The organism is Pseudomonas mosselii, assembly GCF_005796105.1.
GTDB classification, from domain to species: domain Bacteria; phylum Pseudomonadota; class Gammaproteobacteria; order Pseudomonadales; family Pseudomonadaceae; genus Aquipseudomonas; species Aquipseudomonas mosselii_C.
Genome location: NZ_VAUO01000001.1, coordinates 120,656 through 141,519, shown reverse-complemented (window position 1 = coordinate 141,519; position 20,864 = coordinate 120,656). Strand labels below are relative to the sequence as shown.

The following is a 20,864-nucleotide window of genomic DNA, read 5'->3' as shown; positions in this document are numbered from 1 at the left end:
GAGCCCCCCATGAGTTTCGAAATCCGCAAGATCGTCACCTACTCCGAAGAGACCCGCATCGAAGGCGGCAAGGCCACCGACAAGCCGGTGACCATGGTCGGTCTGGCCGTGGTGATCAAGAACCCATGGGCCGGTCGCGGTTTCGTCGAAGACTTGAAGCCTGAAATCCGCGCCAACTGCTCGGAGCTGGGTGCACTGATGGTCGAGCGCCTGACCGCTGCCATTGGTGGCGCCGACAAGATCGAGGCCTACGGCAAGGCGGCTGTGGTCGGTGCGGACGGCGAGATCGAGCACGCCTCGGCGGTCATCCACACCCTGCGCTTCGGCAACCACTACCGTGAAGCCGTGCAAGCCAAGAGCTACCTGAGCTTCACCAACAAGCGCGGCGGCCCAGGCACCTCGATCCAGATCCCGATGATGCAGAAGGACGACGAAGGCCTGCGTTCGCACTACATCACCCTGGAAATGCAGATCGAAGACGCCCCGCGCGCCGACGAAATCGTGGTGGTGCTGGGCGCCTCCGACGGTGGCCGCCTGCACCCGCGCATTGGCAACCGCTATATCGACCTGGAAGAACTGGCCGCCGAAAAAGCCAACGCTCAATAACAACAACCAAGACGGGCCGGGGCGTGGCGTGCATACCCGCCGCGCCCGACCTTCAAGGAGCGCCCTCCATGATTCAGCCTGTCGCTGAACGTACACCGGCCGGGACCAGCTACACCGTCCACGGCCAAGGCCAGCCCGTGGTACTGATCCACGGCGTAGGCCTGAACAAGGAAATGTGGGGCGGGCAGATCGTGGGCCTGGCCAACGACTACCGCGTCATCGTCTATGACATGCTCGGCCACGGCCAAAGCCGCGTACCGACCGTCGACACGCCGCTGGAAGGCTACGCCGACCAGCTTGCTGAACTGCTCGACCACTTGCAGATCGCGCAGGCCACGGTGATCGGCTTCAGCATGGGCGGCCTGGTGGCACGTGCCTTCGCCCTCAATTACCCACAGCGCCTGGCTGCGCTGGTGGTGCTCAACAGCGTGTTCAACCGCACCCCCGAGCAGAGCGCTGGGGTTATCGCACGTGCTGCACAAGCCTTCGAGCAAGGCCCCGACGCCAACGTCGACGCCGCCCTGGACCGCTGGTTCAGCCGCGAATACAAAGCCGCCAACCCCGCGCAGGTCGCCGCCATCCGCCAGATCCTGGCGAGCAACGATCCGCAGGGTTACCACACCACCTATTCGCTGTTCGCCACCCAGGACATGTACCGCGCCGCCGACCTGGGCAACATCCAGGTGCCGACGCTGATCGCCACCGGCGAACTTGACGCAGGCTCCACCCCGGCCATGACCCGCCAGCTCGCCGCCAGTATTCCAGGTGCGCAAAGCGTGGTGCTGGCCGAGCAACGGCATATGATGCCGGTGGAAGCACCCCGCGAAGTCAACAAGATGCTGCTGGACTTCCTTAAGCAAGCTCGCATCCTTACCGAATCTGCCAAGGGGATTGTTGCATGACCCTCGTTCGTTTCCAGATGTGCATCGACGGCCAATGGCTCGATGCGCAGAGCGGCAAGACCTTCGACAGCCTCAACCCGGCCACCGCCCAAGCCTGGGCACAACTGCCCGACGCCGACGAAGCTGATGTCGAGCTGGCCGTGCAGGCCGCCCAGCGCGCCTTCGACAGTCACGCTTGGCGCAGCATCACCGCCACCGCGCGCGGCAAGCTTCTGCGCCGCCTCGGTGACCTGATCGCCGAGAACAAAGAGCACCTGGCCCAGCTGGAGAGCCGCGACAACGGCAAGCTGATCCGCGAAACCCGTGGCCAGGTCGGCTACCTGCCGGAGTTCTTCCACTACACTGCCGGCCTTGCCGACAAGCTCGAAGGTGGCACCCTGCCGCTGGACAAACCCGACCTATTTGCCTACACCGTGCACGAGCCGATCGGCGTGGTGGCCGGGATCATCCCCTGGAACAGCCCGCTGTACCTGACCGCGATCAAACTCGCCCCGGCCCTGGCCGCTGGCAACACCATCGTGCTCAAGCCGTCCGAGCACGCCTCGGCAACCATCCTCGAACTGGCTCGCCTGGCCCTGGAAGCTGGCTTCCCGGCTGGCGTGGTCAACGTGGTCACCGGCTACGGCCCAAGCACCGGTGCGGCGCTGACTCGCCATCCGCTGGTGCGCAAGATCGCCTTCACCGGTGGTGCCGCCACGGCACGCCATGTGGTGCGCAGCAGCGCCGAGAACTTCGCCAAGCTGTCGCTGGAGCTGGGCGGCAAATCGCCGAACATCATTTTCGCCGACGCCGACCTGGACAGCGCCATCAACGGCGCGGTGGCGGGCATCTATGCCGCCTCCGGGCAGAGCTGCGTGGCCGGCTCGCGACTGCTGGTGCAGGATGAGATCTTCGACGAATTCGTCGAGCGCCTGATCGCCCGCGCCAAGCGCATCCGCATCGGCAACCCGCAGGATGACGCCAGCGAAATGGGCCCGATGGCTACCGCCCAGCAACTGGCCGTGGTCGAAGGCCTGGTCGCGGCGGCCAAGGCCGAAGGCGCCAAGCTGCACATGGGCGGCAAGCGTGCCGAGGTCGAAGGTGACGGCTGGTTCTACGAGCCCACCTTGTTCGAGTGCGACAGCAACTCGATGACCATCATGCAGGAAGAGGTGTTCGGACCGGTCGCTGCGGTGATTCGTTTCAAGACCGAAGAAGAAGCCCTGGCCATCGCCAACGACTCGCAATTCGGCCTGGCCGCCGGCATCTGGACGCGCGACCTGGGCCGCGCTCACCGCCTGGCTCGCGACGTGCGCTCGGGGATCATCTGGGTCAACACCTACCGCGCCGTGTCGGCCATGGCCCCGATCGGCGGCTTCAAGAACAGCGGCTACGGCCGCGAGAGCGGCATCGATTCGGTGCTTGCTTATACCGAGCTGAAGACGGTGTGGATCAACCTCTCCACCGCGCCCATGCCCGACCCGTTCGTGATGCGTTGATGAGGTAGCACAAGATGATCGAACCAGGCATCTACAAAGACGTGATGGGCTCGTTCCCATCCGGTGTCACCGTGGTCACCACCCTGGACGCCGACGGCGGCATCGTCGGCATCACCGCCAGTGCGTTCAGCGCGCTGTCGATCGACCCGGCGCTGGTGTTGTTCTGCCCCAACTACGCCTCCGACACCTACCCGATCCTGCGTGACAGCAAGCAGTTCGCGATCCACCTGCTGTCCGCCGACCAGACCGCCGAAGCCTATGCCTTTGCCGGTAAGGGCAAGGACAAGGCCAAAGGCATCGAGTGGCACCTGAGCGAACTGGGCAACCCGCTGTTGCCCAAGGCCACGGCGATCATTGAGTGCGAGCTGTGGCGCGAGTACGACGGCGGCGATCATGCGATCATCGTCGGCGCGGTGAAAAACCTGGTGTTGCCCGAGCAGCCGGTAACGCCGATGGTGTATCACAAGGGCAAGCTTGGCGCACTGCCGCCACTGGGCTGAGGCCTGATCGGCAATCGGTGTTGGCTTCTTCGCGGGCAACCCCGCAAAGAAGCCAACACCGATCCCCCTGTTTCCGGGGGCCGCGCATACCCCCTCACCTTCGGTTGCGGCCCCCATTTTTATTCCACGTTCAAGGACTTCGGCAGATGAGCAACGAAAAGTACGAAAAAGGCCTCAAGATCCGCACCCAGGTGCTGGGCGAGGACTACGTCAACCGCTCGATCCAGAACGCCGACGATTTCACCCAGCCGCTCCAGGAGCTGGTTACCGAGTACTGCTGGGGGCATGTCTGGGGCCGTGATGGTTTGTCGCTCAAAGAGCGCAGCATGATAAACTTGGCCATGATTTCCGCGCTCAACCGCCCCCACGAACTCAAGCTGCACATCCGTGGTGCCTTGCGTAATGGCCTGAGCCGCGAACAGATTCGCGAGATTCTGCTACAAGTCGGTATTTATTGCGGCGTACCTGCGGCGGTGGACAGTTTCCGCCTGGCCCGCGAAGCGTTCGCCGAAGCCGATGCGGATTCAACCCGTTAACAGCGGGCTGTTCGAACCACTGCAAGGAGTGCCGCGCTGCGTGGCACTTCGCGATGTTGGCGCAACAGCCTCATAAAAGAGCGCCCCTGATGAAACGCCAACCCCTCGACGACAGTTTCAAGGTCAACCGCAACCCGGTCACGCTGCGCGAAATCGTGCTCGATAAACTGCGCAACGCGATCATGAACTTCCACCTGCTGCCAGGTGACCGCCTGGTCGAACGTGACCTCTGCGACCGCCTCGGGGTCAGCCGTACTTCGGTGCGCGAGGCCCTGCGCCATCTGGAGTCCGAAGGCCTGGTGGAGTTCGCCGACGCCAAAGGCCCACGGGTCGCCATCATCACCTTGGAAGATGCCCGCGACATCTACGAGCTGCGCTGCGTGCTCGAAGGCCTGATCGTCCAGCTGTTTACCCTCAATGCCAAGAGCAAGGACATTCGCGCCTTGGAGCGAGCACTCGAAGTCAATCGCGAAGCGCTCGAAGAAGGCGAACTGGCCCAGGTGCTGGATTCGGTGCAGGGCTTCTACGATGTGTTGCTCGAAGGTTCCGGCAACCAGGTTGCAGCCCAACAGCTGCGCCAGTTGCAGGCGCGCATCAGCTACCTGCGTGCAACCTCGGTGTCGCAGGAAAACCGCCGCGGCGCCAGCAACCGCGAAATGGAAAAGATCGTCGAAGCCATCAAGGGCGGTGATCCGCAAGTAGCCCATCAGGCCTCGGTCGACCACGTACGCGCCGCTGCCAAGGTCGCCTTGGACTACCTGCGCCAGAAACAGGACGACAACGCCAAGGTCCGCGAAATCGTCGAACCCCTGCCCCTCAAGGACCCTCGCATAGGCCGCTGACCATGCCCACCGCCCCGCGCTACTGCCCGCACTGCACCACGGAACTGGCCCGGGGCGTGCCCAACGGCGATACCCACGAACGCCTGCACTGCGCCGGGTGCGGCTACATTCACTACGTCAACCCGAAGATTATCGCCGGCTGCATCATCGAACGCGATGGCAAGTACCTCTTGTGCCAGCGCGCGATCCCACCGCGTCCCGGCACCTGGACCCTGCCCGCAGGCTTCATGGAGGCCGGCGAGAGCACCGAGCAGGCGGCGCTGCGCGAAGTCTGGGAAGAGAGTGGCGTGCGCGCCGAGATCGTTTCGCCCTACTCGATCTTCAGCGTGCCGAAAATCAGCGAGGTGTACATCATCTTCCGCGCCATCGCCACCGAGGAGACCGGCAATTTCGGGCCCGAAACCCTGGCCTACCGGTTCTTCGAGCCTGATGAAATTCCGTGGGAAGAGATCTACTACCCAGCCATCCGACAGATCCTCGAACGTTACATCCTCGAACGTCAGGCGGGTGTCTACGGGATCTACATGGGCAATGACGATACCGGCAAGGTGCACTTCATTCGCTGATGAGCAGCCCTGGCGTGACGGGCGCAGGCCCGTCAACGCAAACAACGTCCAGACACCCGCGCCGATCCGACCCCACCCTCAACGAAAACCCTGTGCTACCCAGCCGCGCGGGCGTCTAACGCGTCGCCACCACGAATAGACGCGGGAACGGCAACAACACCTTGCCATCCGTAGCCTGCGGGTAGTCATGCTGCATGGCTTGCAGGTACAACTGCAGGAAGTCGGCCTGTTCCTGATCATCCAGTCGCGCCAGATAAGGCCGCAGCGCCGAGCCTTTGAACCATTGCACCACCGCCTCGGCGCCGCCAAGCAGCGGATGATGGTAGGTGGTGCGCCAGACATCCACCCGCGCGCACAGCGGGCTCAGCAGGTCGTAGTAGAAGGCGGCGTTATGCCGGGGCGGCAACGCGAAGTCGGCGAACTTGTCGGCCCAGGGCCCACGCGCCGCGATCTCGCGCAGTTGCCGATGAGCCGGCTCATCGAGGTTGTCGGGAACCTGTACCGCCAGGCTTGCGCCTTCACTGAGCTGACGCACCAGATGCGGGTACAGGCTGCCGTGGTCGGGCACCCACTGTAGCGAGGCATTGGCGAGGATCAGGTCCTGGGGCTCGCTAGCCTGCCAACTGGCGATGTCAGCGATTTCACAGCGCACCCGTGGGATGCTCAGGCGTGGCCGCTGACGGGCCTTGTCGATCATGTCAGGGTCACTGTCCAACGCGGTGACCTGAGCATCGGGATGGCGCTGCAGCAGCACTTCGGTGGAATTGCCAGGGCCGCAGCCCAAATCGGTGGCGTGGCGTACCGGACGCGGCGGAACGGCAGCAAGCAAGTCACGCACGGCACGGGTGCGTTCGTCTTCGAAGAGCGAGTACTGAGTGGCAGACCAAGACATGGCGGGCTCCTTGGGTAGCGTTGCGCTTAGCATACGCCAGAAACCGCCCTATCGCGGCGCACAGCCACACCTACGGGCAGGCATTGCACAACCGCCGCAAGACCACACCAGCAACTGCAAAAACGGCCGGACCCCGCACAGGGCCCGGCCGTCGGTCATCGCTTCAAACGCTTATTGGCGCTTGGCGCAGCGAATCTGGTGCACCACCCCCATGGCCACCACCACCGCAGCAGCGATGCCGGTGGAGATCACCAGGATCTGGTAGTCAGGCAGGAACGCCATCACCACCAGGCAGACCACGATGAACGCGATCACCAGGTAGGTCAGCCACGGGAACAGCCACATCTTCAAGCGCACTTCCTTACCTTCGGCGATCAGCTTGCGGCGCATGCGCAGCTGCGAGAAGGCGATCACCAGGTACACCAGCAGGGCAATCATGCCGGTGGTGTTCATCAGGGTTTCCAGCACGTCCTTCGGACGCAGCGCGTCGCTGAAGTTGATCAGGGCGCAGAACACCGCCACCAGGCACGAGCCGATGATCGCGTTCACCGGTACACCGGTGCCAGTGCGGGTGAACTTGAACAGGCGCGGCGCATCGCCACGCTGGGCCAGGGAGAACAGCATGCGCGAAGCAGTGTAGTGGCCGGAGATCAGGCAGCTGCTCACCGAAGTCAGCACCACGAAGTTCATCAGCAACTCGGCGTAAGGCACCCCCAGCAGTTCCAGGGTACGACGGTAGGCACCATAGCCGGAGACGCCCAGTTGCGGGTCGTTCCACGGCACCAGGCAGACGATCAGGAAGATCGAGCCCACATAGAACAGGCATACACGCCACACCACCGAGTTGGTGGCCTTGACGATCTGGGTGGCCGGGTCTTTAGCTTCGGAGGCCGCGATGGTCACGATCTCAGCGCCCAGGAACGCGAACATCACCCCAAGCAGCGCACCGATCACCGTGGTGATGCCGTTGGGCATGAAGCCTTCGGCGGTCAGGTGGGTGATGCCGCGCACTTCACCAAACTGCCAGATGTTCATCACCGCCGCGGTGCACACCACCAGGAAGCAGACAATCGCCACCACCTTGATCAGCGCGAACCAGAACTCGAACTCACCGTAGTGCTTGACGTTGAAGAAGTTGACGGTGATCAGCACCAGCGTGGTGGCCAGCACGAACACGTTGACGCTGACATCAGGGAAGAAGCCGTGCAGGATCTTGCCAGCCACGTAGGCTTCCCAGGCCATCAGAATCACCCAGTACCACCAGTACAACCAGCCGATGGTGAAACCGGCCCAGCGACCGATGGCGCGGTCGGCGTAGGTGGAGAACGAGCCGGTGTCTGGCGAGGACGTCGCCATCTCCCCGAGCATGCGCATGATCAGCACCACGAGGATGCCGCCCGCCAGGTAAGCCAGCACGGCGGCTGGGCCGGCGCTGTGTATGACGCTGCCGGAACCGACGAACAGCGCGCCGCCGATAACCCCGGCGATGGACATCATCGTCAGGTGGCGCGACTTCAGCGAGGCACTGAGCTTGCTCTCGTGCCCGCCATTCGCGGTGGTGGATGTGGATGTTGCGTCCATCAGTTGTGTACCCCGTGCTTCTTTTTATCCAAGGAAAACTGTGAAACCCCGATGGTCGTCGGTCTCACCTGTACATCAGTGCTAATGCGGGCAGGGAGGTGTGCAGTGCACACGCAGGCCATCCGTGGCGGCCTGCTTACGCCGTCAGAGGTTGCCCTCTGAACGAACTGAACCATGCTGGGGGCGGCCCGAAGGCGGCCGACCGGGCAGAAAGAAGATGCGAGGCATGCCTCGACGGTAAAGCGGCGATTTTGTGATTGTTCATGACGCTGGTACGCGCTGTGTTGGATATATCTGACACGTAATGTAAAAATGTCTGACACAGAGAGCCATGCACAGTGGCATGAAATCCTCACTGCACTGTACAGGCCGCCAATGCAATACACCCTGCAGGCGCTTGGCGTTACGCACCCCTGAAGGCACCTTCGAATGCTCCAGCTACACCCGGATTCCCCTACCCCGTTGGTCAACCAGATCATCGACGGGCTGCGTGAGCTGATCGACAACCAGACCCTCAAGCCCGGCGCGAAGGTCCCGTCGATCCGCGCGTTCGCCTCGACCTACTCGGTCAGCACCTTCACCGTGGTGGAAGCCTACGACCGCTTGGTGGCGCAGGGCCTGCTGGTCAGCAAGGGCAATGCGGGGTTCTTCGTCAATCGTGCGGCAAGCGAGCTACTGGAGACTCAGAGCGTCGAAACCGACACCTCGCGCCCAACGTTCAATTCCGAGTGGTACCTGCAACAGATCTTCGAAATCCGCCAACTGCCGTACAAGCCAGGGTGCGGCTGGCTGCCCAACGACTGGATGTACGAGGAAGGCCTGCGCCGTGGCCTACGCCAGGTAGCTGGCAGCCCCCTGGAGTTGTCCGGGTACGGCGACCCGATGGGCCTTGCCGAATTGCGCGCGTTGACCGCGCAGAACCTGCAGCAAGAGTTGTCGATCGTTGCCAACCCTGCGCAGTTGATGCTCACCCACGGCGCCAGTCAGGCCCTGGATCTGGCCGTACGCACGTTGGTGCGTCCGGGTGACGTGGTGCTGGTGGACGACCCCGGCTACCCCAACCTGATGAGCATCCTGCGCACCCAGGGTGCGACCCTGGTCGGTGTGCCACGCACCCCGGCCGGCTACGACCTCGACCAGCTCGAACGCCTGCTCAGTCACCACCGACCCACGACCTTCTTCACCCAGCCGCACCTGCACAGCCCGACCTGCTCGCGCACCCCGCTGGCGCAGTTGCACCGCTTGTTGCAACTGGCCAGCCAGCACGGTTTTCGGCTGGTGGAGAACAACCTGTACGCCGACATGATCGCCGACCCGCTGCCGTGCCTGGCCAGCCTCGACCACCTGCAACAGGTGGTGTACGTCGGCAGCTACTCGAAAAGCATCTCGCCCAACGTGCGCGTGGGCTACGTGCTGGCCAATCCCGAACTTACCCAGCAGTTGGTTCATCTGAAGATGCGCTCAGGCCTGACCACCTCGCAGGTGATGGAGCGCGTGGTCTACGCCGCGATCATCGACGGGCGCTGGCGCAAGCACCTCAAGCGCCTGCGCCAGCGCCTGGCCGAGGCGCATCAGGAAGTCGGCCGGCACCTGCACCGACTGGGTTTCGAGTTGTTCATCGAGTCGGACGAAGGCATGTACATCTGGACCCGCCACCCGGCGATCCCCGACAGCGCCGCGCTGCTCGACGATGCGCTGGAAAAAGGCATCATGCTCGGGCCTGGGCAGTTGTTCATGGTCGATGCCAAGGCCACTGGATGGATGCGCTTCAATGTGGCGTTCAGTACGGATCCGGCGATGTGGGAGTTGCTGGAGAAGGTATTGGTCAAGCATGTGCGGCGTGGTGGGATGTAAATACCGCCGTATTGATCTCGAACTCAAGGACCGCAATACACGACTGACGCCGTTCCGCCAGGCCCCAGGAGCACGCGCAGCGAAAGCTCCAACACTTATCTTCCAGTTTTCATCCAGCTCTGCGGGAAAATTCTCTCAAGGCAGATTGGAAATTCCTGACTATTCCAACAGCCATCTGAGCGGCAAAGTATAAAAACTTTCTCCGCAGCATGGCTTTAAACCGTTATGTCTGGAAGCATCAATTCGCCTGTGCCAAACACCTATTTAGAGCTTCCAAAAACAACAATAAACTCGTCAGCCAGGGACCGTCTTGCGGCGCACATCCATCATTTAAACCACCATTGAGAATCTAGCTTTAGCCCTTATCAAGCAGGCGTTCCCATGCACTTCCGTGCAATAAGAACGCTCGCCAAACCACCTGCCTAGCGTTACATGGAGGAACCCCATGCAGGACCCTGTCATACTCCCCGCTCAACTTGTCCGTGCTGACGGCAAATACCGAATCACGCCCATCGACCTGTAAGGCATGTTATCAAATTCGTTTGATCCTGGCGCAACCGACAATGCCATCCGGCGCCACCATGCCGGAAAAATAGGCGTTGCCATTCGAAATAAAGTGCGCCAAGCACACGAGCAGCATATATTACTGCTGGAAAATATCGTCACCGAAGAAGTAGAAGCAGAACTATCTAGTGCCAGTGGAAGCGAACTTGAAATCGACACCACCCGGCAACAGGTCCTCCAACGCCTCATCACTGAAAAACAATCAGAACTGTCTGAACTCAGTGGCGCGCTGAGCAAGTATTTCAACTTCGATCCTGTATCCGCAACAGACTCGACCCTGTTCGGCGAATTCATTCGACACGCTGGGGCAAGCCTTGAGCACTCCGCTGTCCAGTCGTTCACCGACGGGCTCTATACCGCTTATGACGCCAAGACCCTGGCCCAAGTGGTGCAACTTCTTCAGCAACAAGAACAAGCCGCCACCGCAACGGTGGCGCTGCTGCATGCCCAGAACGCACAACAAGTAGCCGAAGCCGCCATTGCCGAAGCCATCAGGCGAGCCAATAGCTATTCGGCCATTGCAGTCAGCAGCCCGGTCATCGTCACCGCAGCCGGAACGGTAATCACCAACATCGCCCGATTCTCCCTGCTCGGCGCGATTCAAGCGGCCATTGGCGCCTTGGTCGGACTCGGTGCAGGTGTCGCAGCAGGGCTCGCGGTCGGCACCATTGCCATGCTGGTGCCATCCCGGCTGGGCAACGGTGAACTGCCGGAACGCTATCTTCTGCAAACCCCGCTCGACGGGCTGGATCCCGACCTCAGCAAAGCAATGGCGTCCGGCAATCCGACAGCCAGTCATGCCGACCTTCCTTTTCGTTTCGGCTCTCGGACCACGGCAGCGGGTGATTCGGAAATCTTCGTCGTCAAGACCGACGGACAAACCGTGCCGGCCCAAGTGCGCATCCTGGCTGCCACTCACGACCCACAACGCAACGTCTACAGCGTAGTCACTGCGGACATACCATCGCGGACACTGACGTGGACACCGATCGCACAACCACCTGATGCCTCCACCACGCTGCCTGCCGAGCGACCGGAGCCTCCGGTCTATGAAGGGGCGACGCTGACACCTGTCGAGGTGAGGATAGACAGCTACCCCGAGGTCGCCGACGCGAGCCTGGATGACTACGTCATCGTGTTTCCGGCAGAGTCAGGAATACCACCGTTATACGTCGTCTTCAGCTCGCCTTATCCAGGCGCTACAACACGCGGCAAGTATAGTGGGCGCCCTTATAATCCGGACGAATCTGGCGGCCCTATCGAAAAGCTGGACTGGCGAAAAGTCACCATCACTCAGGCAGGCGTTGATCTCGTGAAAATTCATACAAGCAGGTTCAACCACTCCGATGCTAATGGAGTAATGCTCGACAGGCTTCTAAAAATCTTACAAGGTACAATAGAAGCAACTGACACCGATAGACGCTTCTACACACATGAAATCAGGGAACTGGAACGGTACCGCCGCCTTGGCATTGCTGACAACATCAATCCTCCCGATGACGGCAAAACATGGAATAACACCCACACAGCTACACTTGAAGACTACGCATTAAGCTCTGATTTCTCACTGCTATACACCCCAGAGGCCATCGAAGCCGAGAAGCTACAACTTTCCCGAGAAGATAAATGAACAGCATATATGAAATAGTGACAAACGAAAAACCCATTGATGTCATTTTATTCTTGATAGGCAGAACTAGCATTGACCATCCCAAGCTAGACAGGCTCTACAGCCTAAGCGGTTGGCCTCACATCGATAACATGCTCCTCATTGAGCTTATTGAGAGCATGAGACTGAGCGGCCTCATAGCGTCAGAAAATGGAAGATACGTTAAGGGACCAAACTGGAAAGCCCCACAATTCATGCTTGAAAAAAAGTACACGCTTTGAGACCGACAATGGTTGTGTAAAAACGCTTCACAGACCTCTAGCGACCTGTACTCTGTAGAGGTCTGTGAACTCAATAACTTATAGATCAGCCAATTAAAGCGCCCACTCCCCTTTATCCGCAAAAAACGCACATAGAAACATGGGCGAAGAGAAATGAACCTAAAGAATAAAATTGAAGAATACTCAGAATCTGAGTTTACCGATTTTCTAAAAGAGTTCTTCGAAAACCCAAGTCGACTCAAAGGCGATGCACTGGGAGTGCATATCAATCAGCTCATCGATTATTTTGAAAGCCTTATTGATCACCCGGACAAAAGCGACCTCATTTACTATCCTGCCGTGGGTGTAGAAGATAGCCCTACCGGAGTGATCTCGGTGATTAAGGAATGGCTTGCTGCAAATGGAAAGCCGGGATTCCGACAAGATTAAATCCATCATGCAGCCTCAATAAGGCCAACGCCGCTTCGTATTCGAAGCGGCGTTGGTGACTGGGATCAGTTTGAACGGGCAAATCTATCGGTCGTCACCGCAGCCAGCGCCACCTACAGCTGGACCATGAACTCAGCCTCGCTGGCGCGGTGGGCAGGTTGAGATTTACCCCTCCCCCGCGCCGCTGCCACGCTTGTCTTCAAAACCGGCAACGCATGGGTAGAGGTTAGCCAGGTCGCCAGTTTCGAGATCCACCACATCACTCCCATGCTTCAAGGTGGGGAGGTATATGATATTGACAACCTCAGAGTCACCACCCCTAAACTCCACATACATATTCACAAGAGAGCAAAGCAATGAAGCAATCGATAAGTGAGTTCACCGAGCAAGAATTCCTCGATTTCGTGAAAAAAATTTGCAACGCTGACTTCCCATCCGAGGAGCTGCTTGATCAGGCTGTGGAAATCTTTGAAAACGTATCCGAGCACCCTGCCAAATCAGATCTAATATATTACTCAAATGATGGCGAACACACCCCTGAAGTCATTGTCGAAAAAGTAAAAAGCTGGCGACTAGCCAACAACAAAACGGGATTTAAACCCTTGTAAACTCAAAAATTAATAAGCAAAGCCTTGAGCGCTTAATACAGGGCTTTGCCTCCCTACTGAACGGCCTGTCACTCAGAAACTGGACCGCTTACCGAGAGGCGTTGTGGAAGGCAGTGGCTAACGATCCATTTCTAAGTGCCCAATTCGGCTCTGTTAGCCTTGAGAAGATGAAAAGAGGCAGGCCCCCCTTTCGCCCGCGCGCATGAGCGGGTAGGAAGCATCGCTTCGCTTCAAATACATCACAAAATACTAATTTCCGAAGGTGGCGACGTCTACAATTCAGAGAATTTAACCATAGTCACGCCCAAACAGCATCATACAATCCATTACGGCGAAAATAATGAAAAAGACAATCAGCGACTTCACCGAGGCCGAATTCTTAAAATACGTCGCAGAAATCTACGAAGGCGATTATCCAACCGAACAGGCTCACAATGATGAAATATTCGAGTTCGAACGAATTTCCGAACACCCGAGAAAATCCGATCTACTTTTCTATCCGAACCCTGGAGAGGATAGCCCGGAAGCCGTCGTTGCAGAGATAAAAGCGTGGCGCCTAGCAAATAACAAACCAGGTTTCAAAACCGAATAAGCTTCACAATCAGCGCAAAGCCCCACCTAAATAATGAAGGGCTTTGCGTTATCGGGAACACCCTCTCGAGCGCCGAAAAAAGCGCCGAACATCCTACAGCATAAATTTAACTGCACTCCCCCCAAGCACAGGTCTACCCGACCAAGATCAAAGGCGCCTTGCGAATACGCCGGGCCCCTGCCAGGCCCGGCGCCGCTGATCGATCAGAAGCCCACGGTGGCCGACATCAGCCAGGTGCGCGGGGTCGACATCGTCAAGCCGGTGGCGGTGCCTTCCGGTACGTTGGCCGACACCCAGTAGGCCTTGTCCAGCACGTTTTCCACGCTGGCGCGCAGGGTCACGTCCTTGCCACCAAGCTTCAGCGCATAGCGCGCACCCAGGTCGTAACGCTGCCAGGCGTCGAGCTTCTGGGTGTTGGCCAGGTCCAGGTACTGGTTGCTGGTGTGGATCATCCGCGCGCTCAGGGTCAGGCCCTGCACAGCAGGGATATCCCACTCCACGCCCAGGTTGGCGTTGACCACCGGGGTGCCGATAGGCCGGTTACCGTCGGTGCGACCGCCAGCGGTGCGTACCTGGGTCGCGTCGAGGAACATCGCACCGCCCAGTACCCGCACGCCGTCCAGCGGCTCACCGAACAGATTCAGCTCAAGGCCTTGGTTACGCTGCTCGCCGTCGTCGCGCAGGACGTTCTGCTCGGTGTAGTACATCGGCCGCTCGATGCGGAACAGGCTGAGCGTGGCGGCAAAGCGGCCCATGTCGTACTTGGCGCCAACCTCCAGCTGCTTGCTGCGAAATGGCGCGAACACCTGGCCATTGTTGTCCAGGCCCTCGCCTGCGGTCTGGCCTTGGGTCAGGCCTTCCATGTAGTTCATGTACAGCGACAGTTGCTCGGTGGTGCGCCACACCAGGCCCATGGCCGGCGAGGTGGCACGCTCGTCGTAGGCCTGCTCAGGCACGCCGTCGGTGTCGCTGTCCACCTCGACCCGCTGCAGGCGAGCGCCGAGGGTCAGCAGCACGCGATCATCAGCCAGGCTCAGGGTGTCGGCCAGGGCCAGGCTGGAGAGCACGGTCTCGGTGTGGGTCGGATCGTCGGCGCGGGTCGCGATGCCCGGCGTCGGCAGCGCGACCGGGTCGTACAGATTGCTCACGCCAGCGGCGTAGCGGGCACCGCTGTTGTCGAAGGTCAACTCGAAACGGTTCAAGCTCAGGTTCAGGGTATGCGCGACAGCGCCAGTGCTGAACCAGTTGCGCGCGCCAATCGTTGCGGTGCGCACGTCCTCCTCACGCTGGAACGCCCGTGGGCTGACAGTGAAGCGCCCGGCATCGTTGACCACCTGTACGTTGTGGCGCAAAAAATCGTAGTCGCCCTTGCGCGCGCCCACGGCGCCGTAGAGCATCCAGCTGTCGCTGACATCGTACTCGCCGCGTAAGGCGCCGAAGGTGTCCTGGGCCTTGGAATAGCTCCAGGGCTGGGCAAAGTTGTGGTGTACGTCCTTGGCATCCGGCACCTTCACCCCAGGGTTCAGGGCAACCCGCTCCATGGGTGCATCGACATCTCGCGCCTGGTGCCCGATATCCAGCGACACCCGCGCGCGCTCGCCGCGCACATCGAAACCCAGTACCGCGCCGTCGCGCTCCAGGCGCTGATGATCCCATTCGGTATCGCCCGACTGGCGTACAGCGTTCAGGCGCAGGCCAAAACGCTGGTCCTCGCCAAAGCGCCGGCTAATGTCCACGTGTCCGCCGCCCTGCCCCGCCGAGGCATACAGGGCGGTGAACTCAGTCAAAGGGGCGTCGCCGGCATGCTTGGGCTCGATGTTGACCCCGCCTCCAATGCTGCCGTTGGGCGCCAGACCGCCGAGCAAGGCGCCCGGCCCCTTGAGGATATCGACCCGCTCGATCAGTTCCATGTCGATTGAATAGGTCGGCAGCACCCCGTACAGACCACCGTAGGCAACATCACTGTTATACAAGCTGAAACCGCGTATCGAGAACTGCTCGAAACGCCCAGCCGAGGGGTTGGTGGTGCGCACCGAGGGGTCATTGGCCACGGCATCGGCAAGGGTGCGGGCCTGCTGGTTCTGCAGCGCCTCACTGGTGTACGAGGTCATGTTGAATGGCGTCTCCATGAAGTCGCGCTCGCCCAACAAGCCCTGGTTGCCGCGCCGCGCCACCTGACCACCGGCATAGGCGTCATCGGCTGGAGCATAGCCCTGGCCGTTGATGGTGGTGCTGGGCAACTGATGCGCGCCCTCCTCACTCTGGACCTGTGGCAGCAAGGTGTAGCCACCCTGCCCGGCCGGCACCAGTTGCAGTCCCGAGCCGTGCAAAAGGGCCTGGAAGCCCTCCTCGACACTGTACTCGCCACGCAGCCCGGCACTGCTGCGCCCTGCCACCAGCGCCGGGTCCACCGACAGGTTGACACCGGCCTGGCCGGCGAAGCGGGTCAGCGCGCCGGCCAGGCTGCCGGCCGGTACATCGACATTGCGCCGTGCGCTGTCAGCGGCCTGGACGGCGCCGGGCAAGCCCAGAGCAAGCAATAAAAGGGGCGTGGAAAGCGGGCGCAGCAGAGGGCTCATGGACATCCAGAATGCTCGTGTTGACGGAGTGATGCCCTGAATGACAGGCGAGCGAAAAAAAAGGGACAGTGATTTTGTAAAAGAGAGGTCCGGGCCGCTTGGCCAGTCCAACGGCTCAGCCTGCCAACTGCCGGGGCGCCAGCGACACCCAGTAGCGCGTCCGGTAACGCACTTCCAGCGGCAGGCTGGCAGCCAGCAACGCGAAGATCCGATCAATATCGTCGAGCTGGAACGTGCCGGTCACCCGCCACGGCTCCAGCGCCGGATCCCAACGCAACAGGCCCGGGCGATAGCGGCGCAGCTCGCGCAGCACCTCACCCAGCGGCTGGTTGTCGGCAATCAGCAAACCTTGCTGCCAACCCGGCAACTGCACATCGAATGCCTCCCGCGTGCCCACCCCATTGGCCATCAGCACAGCCCGTTGCCCGGCCACCAGGCGCAGCGTCGGGCCGGCCAGCGGTTGCAGATCGAGCTGCCCACGGCTAACCGATACCCAGCATTGCCCTGGCACCTGGCGCACGCAGAAACTGGCTCCCCAGGCCCGCAGCAACCCCTGTTCGGTTTCCACCTGCAGCGGTCCGCTGCCGTCCACCGCGATTTCGCCCTCGACCAATTGCAGGCTGTGATGCCCCTGGCGGAAATCCAGGTTTACCGCCGTGGCGGTATTGAGCTGCAGACGACTGCCATCGGGCAGTGTCAGTCCGCGTCGTTCACCGGTGGCCGTATGTAGGTCGGCGCGCCAGCTGGCCAGCGGCAGTTGCTGGTACGCCAGCCAAGCCAATGGCGCCATCCCCCCCAAGGCCAGGGCCTGGCCCAGCAGGCGGCGACGGCCTGGATCGGGACGATCCAGGCACGCCACGGCCAGCGGTGCGGGCACCTCGGCAAAGCGCCGACGCAAGGCCTCGGCCTTTTGCCACAACGCCTCATGCGCGGCGCTGCGCTGGCGCCAGTGGGCAAGCGCCTGGGCCTGCTGAGTGCTCAGCGTTCCGGCGTCCTGCAACGCAAGCCACTGCGCCGCTTCTCGTGCCAATTGGCGCGCCGTAGCGTCGCGGCTCACAGTTCCACCAGCAGGCAGTGCTCGTAGGCTTGGGCCATGTAGCGCTTGACAGTACGCTCGCTCACCCGCAACCGTTCGGCGATGGCCGCATAGCCCAGTCCTTCGAGCTGCGACCAGAGGAACGCCTGGCGCACCGCGCGCGGCAAGCCATCGAGCAACTCGTCGAGGGCGTGCAGGGTCTCCAGCAACAGCCAGCGCTGTTCGGGCGATGGCACCAAGGCTTCGGGCAGGTTCGCAAGGGCTTCAAGGTAGGCCCGTTCGAGGTCGCGGCGCTGGAAATGGTTGACCAACAGGCGTCGGCCCACGGTCAGCAGGTAGGCGCGCGGCTCGCGCAGGCTGGGCAAGGTGCGCGCCTGCTGCGCGGCGAGCACGCGTACGAAAGTGTCCTGGGTCAGGTCCGCGGCGGCCCAACTATCGCCCAGACGCCGTTGCAGCCAGCTGTGAAGCCAGCTGCGGTGTTCGCGGTAGAGGGTATCGATGCTGGGGTCAGGTACCGCGTAGCGGTTGGTCATCGGATCGGCACATGAACAAAATGTAAATGCGACTTATTATATTTTGTTGTCGTATACCTGCCAAGGGGTGAGGCCAGGCAAAACGCCCGGCCCCACTGTACTTCAAAAAATCATTCGAACTCGATGCTGACTGGAATGCAGTCGTCGCCAATCGACTTAAGGCCAGAGGCGCAGGGCATGGAAACGACAGGCCCAACTCCCCGCCGTACACGCGAGCGCGGCTCGTGCCCCTGCGCGCTGTCGGCTTCTACGCTTGTTGGATCCAGTGGCTCTGGGTCATCCGACTGTTGGGCGACCGCTGCGCCAGCCAGCATCAGCGATGCAATAAAGACCAGTACTTTCATGCTCATGATTTACTCCTTGGTAGGGCTGCCAAGGCCCAGGACACGGCACCTGCTAGAAGTCGCAAGGCCGCCCCGAACCTGCTGGCGACCGTAACGTGCGCAGCCCCCCATAGGCACCGGGACGCCCTACCCGGCAAGCAATCGACAGCCGTTTCAGCCCCTGACGCCAAGCATGCCGCGCTCGACGATGAAGTCGATCACCGCCTGCAAACCTTCGCCCTTCTTCAGGTTGCTGAAGGTCCATGGCCGTTCGGGGCGCATACGGTTAGTATCGCGCTCCATCACCTCCAGCGAGGCGCCGACGTACGGCGCAAGATCGGTCTTGTTGATCACCAGGAAGTCCGACTTGGTGATGCCCGGTCCGCCCTTGCGCGGGATCTTCTCGCCTTCGGCGACGTCGATCACGTAGATGGTCAGGTCAGCCAGCTCCGGGCTGAAGGTGGCGCTGAGGTTGTCGCCGCCGCTTTCGACGAAGATCACCTCTAGGTTGCCGAACTTGCGCGCCAGCCCTTCGACGGCTGCCAGGTTCATCGAGGCATCTTCGCGGATCGCGGTGTGCGGGCAACCGCCGGTCTCTACACCGACGATACGCTCAGGCTCCAGCGCACCGGCTTCGGTGAGGATGCGCTGGTCTTCCTTGGTGTAGATGTCGTTGGTCACCACGGCGATGTGGTAGTGGTCGCGCATGGCCTTGCACAGGCATTCGAGCAGCGCGGTCTTGCCGGAACCGACCGGGCCGCCGACACCGACGCGCAGGGGTTGCTGGTAGTTTTCCATCTAGGCAGTCCTCAGGAACGGAACAAACGGGTGTATTGGGTTTCATGGCGTGACGAGGCGATGGCCAACAGCGGCAGGCCGCCGCCGAGCTGTTCGTCACCGAGCAGCAAGGCTTGTTCGAGCACAGCGGGCAATTCCTCGCCCAGGTCGCGCAATAGGGTCTGGGCCGCCTGCTGGCCGAACGGCACCAGCTTGACCCCGGCCATCACCGCCCCCTCCAGCCAGGCAAAGCCATGGCCCAGAGCGAGCTGGCGCAGTGGGATACCCCAATGCGCGCCGAGCCAGGCCATGCCGCCCAGTTGGCTGAGTTCGAGGCTGCTGCGCCACGGCGCGTCCTGGCCCAATTGCCAGCCATCGAGCAGGCGCGCCAGGGCGCTGCCGCGTTGCTGTTCTTCCAGGCGCAGTTCGGCGGTTTCACGGTTGGCCAGCAGAAAACGGCTCCAGTGAGCGAACGCCTCGGCGTCGTCGGCAAGGCTGGCGTGGTACAGCCGCGCCAGCAGCGGCCAGTCGAGATGTCCGAGGGTGTCGTGCAACTGCTCGCGCTGCCAGGCGGCAAAGCCTGCGGTGTCTTTCACCCAGCCGGCCTCCACCGCCCACTCCAGGCCCTGCGAGTAGGTGAAGCCACCCACCGGCAGGCCGGGGCTGGCCAGTTGCAACAGGCGCAGCAGCGCAAGGTCGGCGTTCATCAGCCGGCCATGACCAGTGCAGCGCCCGCCAGCAGGCCACCGCCGAAGGCCTTTTGCAGGCCAGCATGCCTGCGCAGCACGCAGCCCAAGGCGAAGCCTGCGGCCAGCAGCAGGCCACTGACGGTGACGAAGCCTGCGCTGAACTGCCAGAACGCGCTCGGGGTCGCTTCCACGCCGTGGGCCCAGCCATGGAACAGGGCGAACACCGGCATGATCAGCGACAGCAACAGCTGACGACGGGGCAGCAGCATGGCCGCGGCCGCCACCACCAACGAGCCGAGGATCATCTGTTCCATGCCCACCACGTCACCGAACAAATGACCAAACACGGCACCGCCAAACATCGCCGCCAAGGTCGCCAGCGGCAGCGCCAGGGTGCGGCCGGTCAGCGCCGCGAGCACGCCGGTGCCGAGCAACATCAGCAAGTGATCGAGCCCTGTCAGCGGGTGCAGCAGGCCATCTTGTAGCGGGTTGGCATCGTGGCCAGGGTGGGCGAAGGCCGGGACGGCCACCATCAGCAGCAACACAGCGAGGGTCTTCTTCATCATGGACTCCGGGAGGTTCAGTTATGGGCGGGCAGGCGCACGAACGGATGATCGTCGCCATGCGAATGACTGTGGCCGTGCGGCGCACTCTGGTAAGCGCCGGCCTCAGGCTCGAACGGCGCCTGCTCGGCCTGTACCTCAAGGCCCAGGCCACGCAGCATGTCGTCGAGCACATGGTCGTGCTGGTAGCGCAGCAAACCCGGTTCGATCTGCAACGGCACATGGCGATTGCCCAGGTGATAGGCGGCGCGGGCCAACAGGTGGGGGTCGGCGCAGCGCACCGTGGATACCGCCTCCGGGGCTGCCAGTACGCGAATCACCTGCACGCCTTCGGCGTCGCTCAGCAACTCGCCACCGCGCAGCAGGTGCCCGCGTTCGAGCATCAGCCCGGCTTCCCGGCCATCGTCCAGGGTCACGCGCAGACGACTCTTGATGCGGCTGTCAACACTCAAGGTGACACTGCCGGTCACGGTGTCGGCGTCGCTGAGCCTGCGGGTAAGTACGATCATGTTCACTCCTTTCAC

General features: G+C 61.6%; 25 protein-coding genes and 1 pseudogene. 16 read left to right on the top strand and 10 right to left on the bottom strand.

Features of this window, described 5'->3' with window-relative positions:
* Nucleotides 1–9 precede the first annotated feature (9 nt).
* From FEM01_RS00710 to FEM01_RS00680, 7 genes are all read left to right on the top strand, one after another.
* The gene (locus FEM01_RS00710; RefSeq protein WP_133327025.1) at nt 10–606 is read left to right on the top strand and encodes an amino acid synthesis family protein; all 597 of its coding nucleotides are present in this window, start codon (nt 10–12) and stop codon (nt 604–606) included.
* Between the two features lie 68 nt (nt 607–674).
* Complete coding sequence (locus FEM01_RS00705) at nt 675–1,508, top strand: alpha/beta fold hydrolase (protein WP_138217370.1); 834 nt, start codon at nt 675–677, stop codon at nt 1,506–1,508.
* Nucleotides 1,505–2,986, top strand: coding sequence for an aldehyde dehydrogenase (locus tag FEM01_RS00700; protein ID WP_138217369.1), 1,482 nt, complete (start codon nt 1,505–1,507; stop codon nt 2,984–2,986). Before FEM01_RS00705 ends, FEM01_RS00700 begins: the two co-directional genes overlap by 4 nt.
* 14 nt (nt 2,987–3,000) lie before the next feature.
* Nucleotides 3,001–3,486 carry a flavin reductase family protein gene (locus tag FEM01_RS00695; protein ID WP_138217368.1) on the top strand — a complete coding sequence of 162 codons (486 nt, stop codon included), beginning with the start codon at nt 3,001–3,003 and terminating at the stop codon, nt 3,484–3,486.
* 146 nt (nt 3,487–3,632) lie between these two features.
* Complete coding sequence (locus FEM01_RS00690; RefSeq protein WP_138217367.1) at nt 3,633–4,022, top strand: carboxymuconolactone decarboxylase family protein; 390 nt, start codon at nt 3,633–3,635, stop codon at nt 4,020–4,022.
* An 89-nt stretch (nt 4,023–4,111) separates the two neighbouring features.
* Complete coding sequence (locus FEM01_RS00685; RefSeq protein WP_138217366.1) at nt 4,112–4,864, top strand: GntR family transcriptional regulator; 753 nt, start codon at nt 4,112–4,114, stop codon at nt 4,862–4,864.
* A 2-nt stretch (nt 4,865–4,866) separates the two neighbouring features.
* Nucleotides 4,867–5,430: an NUDIX hydrolase gene (locus FEM01_RS00680; protein ID WP_138217365.1), complete on the top strand. Its 564-nt coding sequence runs from the start codon at nt 4,867–4,869 to the stop codon at nt 5,428–5,430.
* Between the two features lie 115 nt (nt 5,431–5,545).
* Here FEM01_RS00680 and tam read toward each other — a convergent pair whose 3' ends face one another.
* Nucleotides 5,546–6,322 (bottom strand): trans-aconitate 2-methyltransferase, encoded by a 777-nt coding sequence (tam, locus tag FEM01_RS00675; RefSeq protein ID WP_138217364.1) that lies wholly within the window; start codon nt 6,320–6,322, stop codon nt 5,546–5,548.
* Nucleotides 6,323–6,493: 171 nt separating this feature from the next.
* Nucleotides 6,494–7,903 (bottom strand): amino acid permease, encoded by a 1,410-nt coding sequence (locus FEM01_RS00670; RefSeq protein WP_138217363.1) that lies wholly within the window; start codon nt 7,901–7,903, stop codon nt 6,494–6,496.
* Nucleotides 7,904–8,332: 429 nt separating this feature from the next.
* Here FEM01_RS00670 and FEM01_RS00665 point away from each other — a divergent pair, with 429 nt between their 5' ends.
* The 9 genes and pseudogenes from FEM01_RS00665 to FEM01_RS00640 all read left to right on the top strand — a co-directional run bounded on the left by FEM01_RS00665 (nt 8,333) and on the right by FEM01_RS00640 (nt 13,840).
* Complete coding sequence (locus FEM01_RS00665; protein ID WP_138217362.1) at nt 8,333–9,757, top strand: PLP-dependent aminotransferase family protein; 1,425 nt, start codon at nt 8,333–8,335, stop codon at nt 9,755–9,757.
* Nucleotides 9,758–10,283: 526 nt separating this feature from the next.
* A complete protein-coding gene (locus tag FEM01_RS00660) occupies nt 10,284–11,951 on the top strand; it encodes an S-type pyocin domain-containing protein (protein ID WP_138217361.1) in 1,668 nt (555 codons plus the stop codon).
* Nucleotides 11,948–12,211, top strand: a complete 264-nt coding sequence (locus FEM01_RS00655; RefSeq protein WP_138217360.1) for a hypothetical protein — start codon at nt 11,948–11,950, stop codon at nt 12,209–12,211. The genes FEM01_RS00660 and FEM01_RS00655 overlap by 4 nt, the downstream gene beginning before the upstream one ends.
* A 153-nt stretch (nt 12,212–12,364) precedes the next feature.
* Nucleotides 12,365–12,640 carry a bacteriocin immunity protein gene (locus FEM01_RS00650; RefSeq protein ID WP_138217359.1) on the top strand — a complete coding sequence of 92 codons (276 nt, stop codon included), beginning with the start codon at nt 12,365–12,367 and terminating at the stop codon, nt 12,638–12,640.
* 267 nt (nt 12,641–12,907) lie between these two features.
* The gene (locus FEM01_RS24540; protein WP_346763668.1) at nt 12,908–13,000 is read left to right on the top strand and encodes a hypothetical protein; all 93 of its coding nucleotides are present in this window, start codon (nt 12,908–12,910) and stop codon (nt 12,998–13,000) included.
* Nucleotides 12,997–13,248: a bacteriocin immunity protein gene (locus FEM01_RS00645; protein WP_138217358.1), complete on the top strand. Its 252-nt coding sequence runs from the start codon at nt 12,997–12,999 to the stop codon at nt 13,246–13,248. The genes FEM01_RS24540 and FEM01_RS00645 overlap by 4 nt, the downstream gene beginning before the upstream one ends.
* Nucleotides 13,249–13,256: 8 nt before the next feature.
* The gene (locus FEM01_RS24570; protein WP_431188548.1) at nt 13,257–13,454 is read left to right on the top strand and encodes a hypothetical protein; all 198 of its coding nucleotides are present in this window, start codon (nt 13,257–13,259) and stop codon (nt 13,452–13,454) included.
* A 1-nt stretch (nt 13,455) separates the two neighbouring features.
* A pseudogene (locus FEM01_RS24565) lies at nt 13,456–13,686 on the top strand (hypothetical protein); the annotation flags it as partial.
* Nucleotides 13,589–13,840 carry a bacteriocin immunity protein gene (locus FEM01_RS00640; RefSeq protein WP_171030884.1) on the top strand — a complete coding sequence of 84 codons (252 nt, stop codon included), beginning with the start codon at nt 13,589–13,591 and terminating at the stop codon, nt 13,838–13,840. The pseudogene FEM01_RS24565 and the gene FEM01_RS00640, both read left to right, overlap by 98 nt.
* A gap of 203 nt (nt 13,841–14,043) precedes the next feature.
* Here FEM01_RS00640 and FEM01_RS00635 read toward each other — a convergent pair whose 3' ends face one another.
* The 8 genes from FEM01_RS00635 to ureE all read right to left on the bottom strand — a co-directional run bounded on the left by FEM01_RS00635 (nt 14,044) and on the right by ureE (nt 20,849).
* The gene (locus FEM01_RS00635) at nt 14,044–16,419 is read right to left on the bottom strand and encodes a TonB-dependent receptor (RefSeq protein WP_138217356.1); all 2,376 of its coding nucleotides are present in this window, start codon (nt 16,417–16,419) and stop codon (nt 14,044–14,046) included.
* Nucleotides 16,420–16,534: 115 nt separating this feature from the next.
* On the bottom strand, nt 16,535–17,476 hold the full coding sequence (locus tag FEM01_RS00630; RefSeq protein WP_138217355.1) for a FecR domain-containing protein: 942 nt from the start codon (nt 17,474–17,476) through the stop codon (nt 16,535–16,537).
* Complete coding sequence (locus tag FEM01_RS00625; RefSeq protein ID WP_138217354.1) at nt 17,473–17,988, bottom strand: sigma-70 family RNA polymerase sigma factor; 516 nt, start codon at nt 17,986–17,988, stop codon at nt 17,473–17,475. The genes FEM01_RS00630 and FEM01_RS00625 overlap by 4 nt, the downstream gene beginning before the upstream one ends.
* A 110-nt stretch (nt 17,989–18,098) precedes the next feature.
* Nucleotides 18,099–18,338 carry a hypothetical protein gene (locus FEM01_RS00620; protein WP_138217353.1) on the bottom strand — a complete coding sequence of 80 codons (240 nt, stop codon included), beginning with the start codon at nt 18,336–18,338 and terminating at the stop codon, nt 18,099–18,101.
* Between the two features lie 147 nt (nt 18,339–18,485).
* A complete protein-coding gene (ureG, locus tag FEM01_RS00615) occupies nt 18,486–19,109 on the bottom strand; it encodes an urease accessory protein UreG (RefSeq protein WP_138217352.1) in 624 nt (207 codons plus the stop codon).
* 11 nt (nt 19,110–19,120) lie between these two features.
* Nucleotides 19,121–19,795 (bottom strand): urease accessory protein UreF, encoded by a 675-nt coding sequence (locus FEM01_RS00610; protein WP_138217351.1) that lies wholly within the window; start codon nt 19,793–19,795, stop codon nt 19,121–19,123.
* Nucleotides 19,795–20,340: a HupE/UreJ family protein gene (locus tag FEM01_RS00605; RefSeq protein ID WP_138217350.1), complete on the bottom strand. Its 546-nt coding sequence runs from the start codon at nt 20,338–20,340 to the stop codon at nt 19,795–19,797. The genes FEM01_RS00610 and FEM01_RS00605 overlap by 1 nt, the downstream gene beginning before the upstream one ends.
* Nucleotides 20,341–20,357: 17 nt before the next feature.
* The gene (ureE, locus tag FEM01_RS00600; RefSeq protein WP_138217349.1) at nt 20,358–20,849 is read right to left on the bottom strand and encodes an urease accessory protein UreE; all 492 of its coding nucleotides are present in this window, start codon (nt 20,847–20,849) and stop codon (nt 20,358–20,360) included.
* Nucleotides 20,850–20,864 lie beyond the last annotated feature (15 nt).